Below are 10,947 nucleotides of genomic sequence, written 5' to 3' on the forward strand. Positions count from 1 at the left end.
TGGTGGGTGGGGGGTCCCGCCCGTCCTTTTTGGACGGGGGGGACGCCCATCCCACAAACTTGTGGAAGTTATTTAATTCTCATTCCTTAGAAAACGAGCAGTGTCCGGGATTTAACGGATGGATTTTGAGCAAAGAAGGGGAAGCATCCCCCTCTCCAAATATCTCAGTTTTTGCCTTCCTAGCTCCACATTCCTATACTTTGGGGGTCGCGGTCTGGATACCTAGAAATAGGAAAATGATTATTTATTTCTGTTGAGTCACATTGATTTAATGGCTCATCTATATCGGTTTGACTTGAGCTATCTACGGCATAGTTTTGCACGGTGTCCGATCTTTCGGCAGCGGCAGGAAGGGCTTTTTGTTCTTTGATTTCAGGTTCAAGCGGAATGAACTCCAGACGCATTCTAAGTTTTCCTTTAGTCCAGTCTTTGCCAGCACTTAATAGCTCGCAATCCAAGCCGTCTGAGAATAATTTTTCGTCTACCAATTTCGCCTGCATAATGGCCATAAATTCGCTGACTTTGAATGTACATTGATACATCAAAGCGCTGGTAGGGGCAGACACAACATCGTCTTCTTGGGGAAATATTGGGGATTCGTCCATATTAATTGTCCTTATTTTAATGAAGGAAGTTCGGCAACGGATTATGTAACGGATGTAACGGATGTAACGGATGTGAGGAAGACCGAAGTTATAAGAAGGAAGAGGGAGTTAATTATTAGAATCTCGCTGGTTGAGTAAGGTGGGAATTGCCCACCCTACAACCGGAGATGAGATTAATCCCGATTCTTTGACTTATCCTGTTCTTCTTTGGCTGATTGGTGGATTAGGAATTAGAAAAACCAACCGTAGGAATGCAAACCTTTGCCTAACAGATTAACGCCTAGATAGCAAATCCAAACTACCACAAAACCTGTGGCAGCTAAAATTGCTGGGCGTCTTCCCTGCCAGCCACGAGTAATGCGGGCGTGCAGGTAGGCAGCAAATACCAACCAAGTAATTAGCGCCCAAGTTTCTTTCGGGTCCCAACTCCAGTATGAGCCCCAAGCTTCGTTAGCCCAAACCGCACCGGCAATAATGCCAACTGTCAGTAAAGGGAATCCTAAACCGATGATGCGATAGCTAATGTTATCAAGAGTTTCTGCTAGATTCAAGCGCTGGGGCGAGAGAAGTTCTGCGGTTTGAGTTGGGGCGGTTGATGCGGTTTGAACGGTGGCTAATTCGAGCACTGCGGTGGTGCCTAAACCGTTATTGTTGGAGTTGAAAGAGGGTTCGCTGAAAACTAAGGCGCTGTCGGCGCTGGTTTCTGCAATTTGAGGTTCGGGGTTTTGAGGGCGTTGGAGGCGGTAGTTGCCGTTGCGGTTGCTGTTGGTGCCGAAAGAACTACCGGTGAGTTCGATTTTTTGGCCGCGGGTGACGATTAAAAAGGCGATCGCCAGTAGCGCTCCTACCATTAAAGTTGAGTAACTTAGCATCATGACGCTAACGTGCATCATCAGCCAGTTTGATTTGAGGGCGGGTACTAGGGGCTCTGCAGATTGCATGGTTGCCGGCAGAGTCAGGGCTGCAAAGGCGGATATTGCCATTGCTACGGGGGATGTCGCTACTCCTACTAAGCGGGAACGACTCATGTTTTCCGCGACTAGGTGGATGGCGGTGATTCCCCAAACTAGGAAAAATAGGGATTCGTAGAGATTGCTTAAGGGGAAGTAGCCGGCTTCTATCCATCGAGAACCGAGTAAAGCGGCGATGGATAGGTTGGCGACGCCCATTCCTGCGGTTCCTAGGGCCCCCAGGTAGGGAATGCCGGGGAATGCTGCGCCAACCCAGTAAATGAGCATTGTGGAGAACAAAACGGCAAAGGAGATGTTGTCCAGCCAGTTCTGGAGTACGACCAGATCCATAAAAATTACTCCGCTAGTGTTTTTACTTATTTTTGCTAACTAGATCGATCGTACTGGCGTTGGGCAGTTTTGGGTTTGAGATTTTGAATTTTTGTGGCAATTCTGAGTTTTTGGCGGTTGTTGAGGTACGGGCGGGCGATCGCGCGGACGCATCAAACAAGCTACTATTGACCCACCAGACGAGTGTCACCCCGTCAAGTCACACTTGTTGATTCTGGCTGAGGGCTTGAGGTTGGACGAGTTCCCAGTAAGGAAACACGGAATGCTGATGGGCGAAATTCGATCGCCGATTAACAAAATTAGGACTTACGCACGGGGGGCCAGAAACCGGGTTTTAGGAAAATCCTTCGTTTTTACCCAGAGATTAAGTAAAAAACCCCGTTTCTTGGTCGGGAGTGCGTCTAGGACTGAAAATATAGGATGTTTTTTGATCTGGGGCTATCTGGAATCCTTTAGAATTGATTGAGCTGATTACCCATTTGCTGTTTTTGCAACCAGCAAAAAAACGGAAGCCCCCGACAATCGTTGTGGATACTCCCCAAATTTTAGAGTAAAGCTCAACCTCCCAGATTTATCAAGGCGAGTCAAATCTAAAATCTAAAATCTAAAATCGACTGAGGGTTCGAGCAGTTGCATAGGTTAGAGGAGATGTTGGGTTAATGCGTCGAGATTCAATATTTTACCTTAATGTCCGCAGAAGGCTCCCGCTATAACCGAGGGGGATTTATCGAGATCCGCGAGTACCCCCGATGGTTTAGCGGCGAGATGAATGCCGACCCGCTAACGATTGAGCGATAGCGAATCATTATAATTCTACCCGTGTTTGTGTTGGGTAAAATGTGGTATCATTCTACCATGTTAGTAATAGAAGCAAAGTTAAAAGGAACTCAATCACAGTACAGTAAGTTGGATGAAGCAATCCGCACCGGACAATTCATCCGCAACACTTGTCTGCGATATTGGGAAGATAACAAAGGAGTCACTAGGAATGACCTCCAAAAGCTTTGCTCGGTACTAGCTAAAAACAAGGAAACCCCTTGGACGAAGAAGCTTAACTCTCAAGCTAGACAGGCTCACGCAGATAGAGCGTGGTCTGCTATTGGGCGTTTTTATGAAAACTGTAGATTGGGTAAGCCTGGTAAAAAAGGCTACCCCAAATACAAGAAGTTCAGCCGTTCCATTGAGTACAAAAACAGTGGATGGAAATTATCTGCTGATAGAAGACAGATAACCTTCACCGATGGTTTTGAAGTAGGAGCGATGAACTTATGGAGCTCTAGGGATTTGGTCTGGTATTCAGAAAAACAAATCTCTAGGGTTCGAGTTATCAGACTTGCTGATGGCTACTACGCTCAGTTCTTAGTGAACTGGGATAGAAGAGAGGAGCATGAGTTTCAAGGAAAAATGACGGGAATCGACTTAGGGCTTAAAGAGTTCTACACCGATTCTGATGGAAATACTGTCAATAACCCTCGATATCTGAGAAAGTCCGAACGTCGCCTCAAGATGCTGCAACGCCGGGTTTCTAAGAAGCATATCAGGGGCAAAAAGCAGTCTAATAGATACCATAAAGCTCGCAGGGCTTTAGCCAAACAACATCTCAAGGTAAGTAGACAGCGTGAAGACAAGGCTCGTAAAGATGCTCTGGCGCTAGTTAGATATAACGACCTAATTGTCTACGAATACTTGAAGATACGAAACATGGTGAAAAATCACCACTTAGCTAAGTCTATTAGCGACGCATCATGGTATCAATTCACTCAATGGCTTCAATATTTGGCCCTGGTTCACGGTGTCATTGTTATCGCTGTTCCACCTCGAAACACGACTGTTGATTGTTCGTGCTGTGGATCGAAAGTGAAGAAAACTCTTAGCACCAGGACGCATCGATGTAACCAGTGTGGCACGGTTTTAGATCGCGACCACAATGCCGCAAAAAACATTTTGGCAAAAGGATTCAAGCTGTTAGCTGAATATTTAAACAGTACCGTAGGGCATACGGAATCTGGAGCCAAAAGCTCAAAAGCGCAGGGAGAAACTAACCTCTGGCTTAAGAACGGAGACGTTCTTGCTCTAAGTTGGCTCGATGAACTGCGAACCAAGAATTCTTGGGAATCCCCCACTATATTCGGTACTCCAAATTAGTGGTGGGAGGATGTCAAAAGTTTACAAATTTGAACCGAAGGGAGGCAGAGGCGATGTTAGGGATTACGCTTGAGGAAACTCGGTTTTATCGGGAAGCTAAGGAAGAAGGCATTGAGCAAGGCATTGAACAAGGCATTGTGCAAGGCATTGTTCAAGGTCGCGAACAAGAAGGAAGAGCCTTGATTTTACGTCAGTTAAATCGCCGTCTGTTAAATCGGCGAGTTGGAACATTACCGGAATCTATCACGACTAGAATTGCTGATTTGTCGATCGAGCAAATTGAAACTCTAGCAGAGGAATTGTTAGATTTTCAGTCGATCGAGGATTTAGAGGTTTGGCTGGAGAATTTGCCGCAGGGAGATTGAAACGAGGTTAGGAATTGCACTTGAGGGGGCGATCGCGCCATTTACGCGCACAAACACATCAAACGTACCCCCCCTCTATTTCCTGGGTTTTAGGGTTCTTTTGGTGCATCCGCCGTTGCTGAGAGGATGTTCAGGGTGCGATCGCACATAATGGTTAACAGATAACGATGTTGCAAGTTTTATACTGCAACCTTTTTAAGCAGAGATTAAAAAGAGAGGGACGATATGACTTTTGCTGGTGGGGTAGCAGACAAACTAGGCAATCGCTATGAAGGTCGGTGGACTGTGCATTGTATGGTTGATGTCATGGATGAGAAAGCCGATTCTATTAGTCTAGAACCACCAGGTATAGACGGCATAGAGTTTTTTATTCGTCGAAATGGTAAATTGGAGTATCACCAAGTTAAGCGACAAAAAAGTGGGCTTGGGCGCTGGACACTAAAATCTTTGGAAGCTCAACAAGTTCAAGTCCTATCTGACTTTTGGAGAAGTCTTAGTAATCCAGATGTTTCTTGTGTATTTATTTCTACTCAAGATGCAGAAGAATTGCAAAGGTTAGCGATGGATGCAAGAGATGCTGCATCATTGACAGAGTTTGAGCAAACTTATCTTAATAAAAAACTATCTGGTCACTTCGATACGCTCCTTCAGAAATGGGAAAATTGTTCTCGCACAGATGCTTACGAAGCGATCAAGCGAGTCAAAGTGGAAACAGTTGGCGAGCAATTTCTGGTTAATACTGTTGATAATCGTTTAGCAGCTTTAGTTGAGGGCGATTCAAAAACTGTAAGGATTGAACTGGCTGAACTAGCGCAAAACAGAATTAGGAATGAGTTAACAGCACATGATATCTGGCATTACCTATTGGAAGAAAGAGGCTATCGCCGTCGCGAGTGGGGCAAAGACCCTCACGTTTTGGCTGCTGTCGATCGAGTGAACGATCGCTACCTTTCTCGTTTGCAGAAAGAAGCGATCGCAGGAGCAGTAATCCCCAGAGATGAAGTAGACATTATTTTAAATAAGCTCACCTCACTAGATAGTAAAGGCGGTGTATTAGTTGCAGGTGAAGCTGGAGTTGGTAAAAGCGGCGTCATTCTTCAAGCTGTGGAAGCGCTTCGTAAAGAGGGTATCCCGTTAATAGCTTTTCGGGTAGATCGTTTAGACCCAACAGACTCACCCGATCAAATCGGAAAACAGCTAGAAAATTTACCCGGTTCTCCTGCTCATGTTCTAGCAAATATTGCACAAGGGCGTGATTGTGTCCTGATTATCGATCAGCTTGATGCTGTAAGTAAAGCTTCTGGTCGCAATTCTCAGTTTTTTGAATGTATCGATCTAATCATCGACCAGGTTAAAGCTTATCCACAAATGCGTCTACTACTAGCCTGTCGCAAGTTTGACCTAGATTATGACTGCAGACTTAAGCGTTTAACAGGTGAGAATGGCATTGCCGAGACAGTGATAATTAGCCGCCTGTCTCACGAAAAAGTGCGAGAGATGGTTGCAGAACTGGGATTAGATAGCAGCTTACTGAACAATAAGCAACTTGAATTGTTATCTATTCCTTTGCACTTGAGATTGCTAGCAGAAGTTGCAGAAGTTTCAAAAGCTAATGTCCTCAACTTTAGGACAGCAAAAGATATATACGATAAGTTCTGGGACTATAAAAAGGATGTTATTCACGGTCGGCTTGGTGCTTCTGAGCATTGGACGAATGTAATATACACTCTCTGTGATTACATGAGTAAACATCAGAGGTTGTCTGCTCCCAAAGCTCGTGTGGATGAATATGGAAAGACTGCTGAATGGCTGGCCTCCGAACACGTATTGATTCTAGAGGGGCAGCAGTATTCATTTTTTCATGAAGGTTTTTTTGACTATGCTTTTGCCCGTCGTTTTGCAGGTGAGGATCAGGAATTATTGGAGTTTTTGGGAAATAGAGAACAGCAACATCTGTTTCGCCGCGCTCAAGTTCGCCAAATCTTAGTTTACGAAAGGGATGCAGAGCGCGATCGCTATCTTGCCGACCTCCAAGCTTTACTCACTAGCTCTAACATTCGTTTTCACATAAAAAAGGTAGTATTTTCCCTGCTTGCAGCGCTAGATGACCCCACACAAGAGGAGTGGGAAATTATAGCTCCCTTGATGGGTGACGAATCCGAGCCTATCACACAACAAGTCTGGCGAACTTTGCGTAGCTCGGTTCGTTGGTTCCAACTACTAGACTCTCTACGATTAATAGAAAAATGGCTCAGGGATGAGAACGACGAGCGTATCGAGCAAACGATAACGCTGCTATCTATTATGCAGAGGCAGATACCGGAGCGGGTGGCTGAGCTAGCAGAGCCTTTTATTGGCGTATCAGAAGCATGGCATAATCGGCTAAACCACCTTATACAAGGGGCAGAACTTGTTCCTTCTCGTCGTTTTTTCGACTTTTTCCTGCGACTGATTGGTGAAGGGATTCTGGACGAACCACGAGAAATAATCGATTCTAGTCGTGATTTCTGGATGAGAATAGATTCTTTACCTAAACATCGCCCAGAATGGGCTTGTGAAGCTATTGCTTGCTATTTCAATCGGTATTTAGATTTAAGTATTGCTGCTGGACAACCCAATTTGTTCGATCGAAGCTCTAGCGCCCTACCTTACAGCAATTTTTCAGAAGAAATTTTAATAGCAAGCGTCCGTAATGCTCCCAGAGCTTTTATTAAATACTTACTTCCTTTTATGCTTCGGGTGATGGATCTAACCTCTCTGAAGCAAAATAATCCACCTTGGCCTGATTTGGTCTGGTATTGCCGAATTCATGGTAAAGGCTATGAGATTCATGATGCCTTATTAAGTGGAATGGAAGAGGCAATATCGAATTTGGCTGCGAACCATCCTGAAGACTTTTCGCTCCTCGCAGAGCAGCATCTTCGTAACTCCTATTTTGAAACAATCCAGTTTCTGTTGATTCGTGCCTACACTGCGAATGGAGAAATATTTGCCGATGAAGCCATTGATTACCTCTGCGAACAAACAGCACGACTTCAAACAGGAGGATTGGTAGATCGTAATGGAATTATTCGTCATGAAGTTTACTTTTATACCCAACTTTTACTAAAAGCAATTACGACGCATTGTTCTCATGAAAACTTACTAAAGCTTGAAACTTTGATTCTTGATTACTATACAGAAGCTCCAAAATCTACTATAGCTCTTAAATTCCGAGGCTATCCACAGTTTCTTTTGCTAGATGCGATTGATTCCTCGCGACGCACAGAAATAGCTAATCGTCGGTTACAGGAGTGGAAACGTAAGTTCACTGCTTTACAGTTAATACCATCAGACGAAATCGAACCATCAGAGCCAATCGCAGCTTCTATTGTTGGTTCTCCAATACCTAAAAAAGCAGCAGAAAAGATGACTGATGAGCAATGGTTAAAGGCTATTGCTCGTTATGATTACAATGATCTTAGAAGTGGATTTCAGCGGACTGGGCAAATAATAGGTGGAGCTTATAACTTATCTAAATTTTTAGAAAGCCAAGTAAAACAGGAGCCTTTGCGCTTTGCTGGATTAATAGGGCGGTTTCCCGATAGCGCGAATTCATCTTATTTTAATGCAGTTTTACGCGGTATTGCAGAAGTTGATATAGATTTTGAAACTGCTTTTAGGGTATGTCAGCTTTGCCACCAATTACCTAATTATCCTTGTGGTCGTTCGATTAGTTTGCTGATGGGGAAATTAGCTGATTTAGCTTGGCCTCAAGAGGCTTTTGATATTGTAACTTGGTATGCCTTAAACGACCCTAACCCAGAACAAGAGACTTCCAACGGACAGGTTTACTATGGTGGTGATATTTTAAATGCTGGAATTAATTCCACGCGAGGTAGTGCTGTAAGTGCCATAGCCAAACTAATTTTTGCGGATAAAAATCGCGCATCTTACTTTCGGGAACATCTCCAACAGATAGTTCAAGACTCTTCGATTGCTGTTAGATCGTGTGCTGTTGAAGCACTAACAGCAATGTTGAATTATGACCGAGATTTAGCTGTCAGCTTGTTTCAGCAACTTTGCAATACCGAAGATGCACTTCTAGGAACTCACACTGTTGAGGATTTTTTGTACTATGCTTTACAAACGCATTTTAAAGTGCTGGCATCGATTGTTGAACGGATGATTATGTGTGAGTTACCGGAAGTAGTAAAGGTTGGGACTAGACAAGCCTGTGTAGCATCTCTAAATATCGAAGAGGCACGTTGGCTGGCAGAACTTTGCCTGTCTAGTACAGAAACTCATCGCATCGCTGCTGCTGAAATATTTGTAACTAACTTTCGTATAGCACACTTTCGGGAGTTTTGTGAAAATAAATTAATATCTTTTTTTGATGATTCGACTGAAAAAGTGCGTTCTCAAGCAGCTAGGTGCTTCTTGCATTTAGAGGGAGATGAACTGGGTGATTACATTTGTTTAGTGGAGGCATTTGTTGATAGTCGAGCATTTTATAATGACGACTACAACTTAATTCATGCCTTGGAAAAAACAACAGCTAAACTTCCAAATGAGGTTACTTATCGAGTGTGCGATCGCTTTCTAGAAGGCTTGAGGTCAGATGATTCTGATATTCGTCAGCGTGGAAGGATTAAAGCAGACCAAGTTAGTAAATTAGTCCTGCAATTGTACAGTCAAAGCCAAGACAAAAACCTACAAGTGCGTTGTCTTGACTTGATTGACTTTATGACTCAGATGGAAGTTTACAAATTGGCTGAGGTGCTAACGCAATATGATAGATGATAAAAGCGAGTCTGTTTCCCGTGTGGGGTTGCTGAAGCGAAGTAATGAAAATAGGGAATTCCCTTCGTGATGGCAGCACCGATTAACTTACAATGGAAGAGATGTTACAAAATCGGCAATTATCACTACCCCTCCATTCATGCTTCCTCTCTCACAATTTGCCAATAGTCGATCGCCCGCAAAGTCAAACAGTCGATCGACTAAAACAAACCTTATTACCAAGGATTGCCAATCATTCTAAAAGCAGACCAATAATAAGGATGAGAGAAATTCTGAGTCGTCGTGTTTGCCAATTCCGGGGGTAACGGCAGATTGCCAACAGAAGTGTGCAGCATCCCCCCTTCAATTCGCACTTCTCCCCGCAACATCGCTAATTGCGCTTGCCGCAGTGCTTCTGTTTTAATCGGAGCAGTTTTTAACTGCCCGTAAAACTCCGTCATCAACCCCAAACTGCCCTCGTCGCTGACATACCAAAGAGTCGCCATAGCCGATTTAACCCCGGCTTGCACGGCTAACCCGCCAAAGCCCAACTCGGCCTCTCGATCGCCCACAGCAGTCTTGCAAGCACTCAAAACTAACATTTCAACTTGCGGGCTGTGCCAATTCATTTGCCGCAACTGATCCAAACGCAATTTAGTATCCCACAACTGAATAAAGGATTGGCTGGGCTCTCCAGCTCGAAATTCGGCGTGGGTAGCCAAGTGAATCATCCCAAAAGGATACTGCTGGCGCTGCGATTTCAAATTAGCCAGGGTGAAAGCTTCGTTCAAGAAAGACTTGCCCGGCCACTGCTGCGGCGTGATTGTCGATACTTCTAGTTCCACCGCAGGCAAAGGACTCATCTCTGGAAATTGCGACGCCCCCATTGCCAGAACTTGGGTATTTTTAAAATTGGTGGCGCTGGTATCCGTCAAACTCAGACTTGGCATCGATCCAACACTGTAACGCTCTACCAGAAAGCCTTTGCCGTCGTGCAGGGCGCTCATCGGTATCGATCGCAACCCCATATCTGAGATAAAAGATAAATTCTCAATGCCTTTGGCTTGCAACTCTGCTTCGAGCGGCGCTACTATCCACTTGTAGAGCTGCTGAGCCAAGGGCAAATAACTTTTTGTGTTGCGCTTTACCGGATTAGTCAGTTCAGCCCGAAATCTCTCCATAGCTTGCATTACCTGGGCGCGAGAGGTTCCAGAGATGCGCTGGCGAACGGGTACGCCTTCCGGGGCGATCACCATCATTTCCAGTTCGTCAGAGGCTTGAATTTGCTGTTCTACGCGCAAGATGGGGGAACTGCTGTAAGGCCGATCGACTGTAGAACCCCTGGGTACAAAGCTGATATAAATGAGAGCTGGTTTGATGCCTGTGGCTTGTTGGACACTGCGAAGGGTAATTTGGGCATCTTCTAGGGTGGCGAGCGCAGTTGTTGATGGCAAATTTAGGTAATCGACAAACTCGCTGGTAAATCTCTCCTCCACGGGAAAAATAACAGCGCCGAGGTTAGGTGGCAACTTGGAAGCGTCAAGATTCGCAGACGCGGGAGGTGAATTGCGCTGTTGCAAGGAATTAGATATCTGGTTTTGCTCTTGCAAGCTGGGCGAAAATAAAGGATTTGTGCTAGGCGGCTGGTTGGCTGCGAGTTCCGGTATCGGTGCGAGATTTATCGGCGCAGCAGCAGGCGCAACCACTGGATTGGGAGTAATTGTGGGTGCGATCGGCAAAACATTGGGTACCGGCGCTGGATTTGGAGTA

6 protein-coding genes are annotated in these 10,947 nt (G+C 44.9%); 3 read left to right on the forward strand and 3 right to left on the reverse strand.

Annotated elements, in window-relative coordinates; genetic code table 11:
• Nucleotides 1-179 precede the first annotated feature (179 nt).
• Together QUB35_RS27060 and ccsB are read right to left on the reverse strand one after the other, a co-directional pair.
• Entirely contained in the window at nt 180-605 is a 426-nt protein-coding gene (locus QUB35_RS27060) for a KGK domain-containing protein (RefSeq protein WP_333144731.1), read from the reverse strand.
• 230 nt (nt 606-835) lie between these two features.
• Nucleotides 836-1,906, reverse strand: a complete 1,071-nt coding sequence (ccsB, locus tag QUB35_RS27065) for a c-type cytochrome biogenesis protein CcsB (protein WP_333144732.1) — start codon at nt 1,904-1,906, stop codon at nt 836-838.
• 855 nt (nt 1,907-2,761) lie between these two features.
• Between ccsB and QUB35_RS27070 the strand changes: the two genes are divergently transcribed.
• The 3 genes from QUB35_RS27070 (at nt 2,762) to QUB35_RS27080 (ending at nt 9,198) form a co-directional block, all read left to right on the forward strand.
• Complete coding sequence (locus QUB35_RS27070) at nt 2,762-4,051, forward strand: transposase (RefSeq protein WP_333144733.1); 1,290 nt, start codon at nt 2,762-2,764, stop codon at nt 4,049-4,051.
• Between the two features lie 29 nt (nt 4,052-4,080).
• Nucleotides 4,081-4,416: a DUF4351 domain-containing protein gene (locus QUB35_RS27075; protein ID WP_333144734.1), complete on the forward strand. Its 336-nt coding sequence runs from the start codon at nt 4,081-4,083 to the stop codon at nt 4,414-4,416.
• Nucleotides 4,417-4,641: 225 nt separating this feature from the next.
• Nucleotides 4,642-9,198, forward strand: a complete 4,557-nt coding sequence (locus tag QUB35_RS27080) for a hypothetical protein (RefSeq protein WP_333144735.1) — start codon at nt 4,642-4,644, stop codon at nt 9,196-9,198.
• Between the two features lie 215 nt (nt 9,199-9,413).
• Here QUB35_RS27080 and QUB35_RS27085 read toward each other — a convergent pair.
• Nucleotides 9,414-10,947 (reverse strand): CHAT domain-containing protein (locus tag QUB35_RS27085; RefSeq protein WP_333144736.1); only part of this gene is annotated, 1,534 nt, incomplete at its 5' end.

It is taken from the genome of Microcoleus sp. B13-B6, assembly GCF_036705405.1.
GTDB lineage: Bacteria > Cyanobacteriota > Cyanobacteriia > Cyanobacteriales > Microcoleaceae > Microcoleus.

Coding starts and splice junctions, on each gene's coding strand:
- QUB35_RS27060 (WP_333144731.1), bottom strand. CDS start 605: ATGGACGAATCCCCAATATTTCCCCAAGAAGACGATGTTGTGTCTGCC.
- ccsB (WP_333144732.1), bottom strand. CDS start 1,906: ATGGATCTGGTCGTACTCCAGAACTGGCTGGACAACATCTCCTTTGCC.
- QUB35_RS27070 (WP_333144733.1), top strand. CDS start 2,762: ATGTTAGTAATAGAAGCAAAGTTAAAAGGAACTCAATCACAGTACAGT.
- QUB35_RS27080 (WP_333144735.1), top strand. CDS start 4,642: ATGACTTTTGCTGGTGGGGTAGCAGACAAACTAGGCAATCGCTATGAA.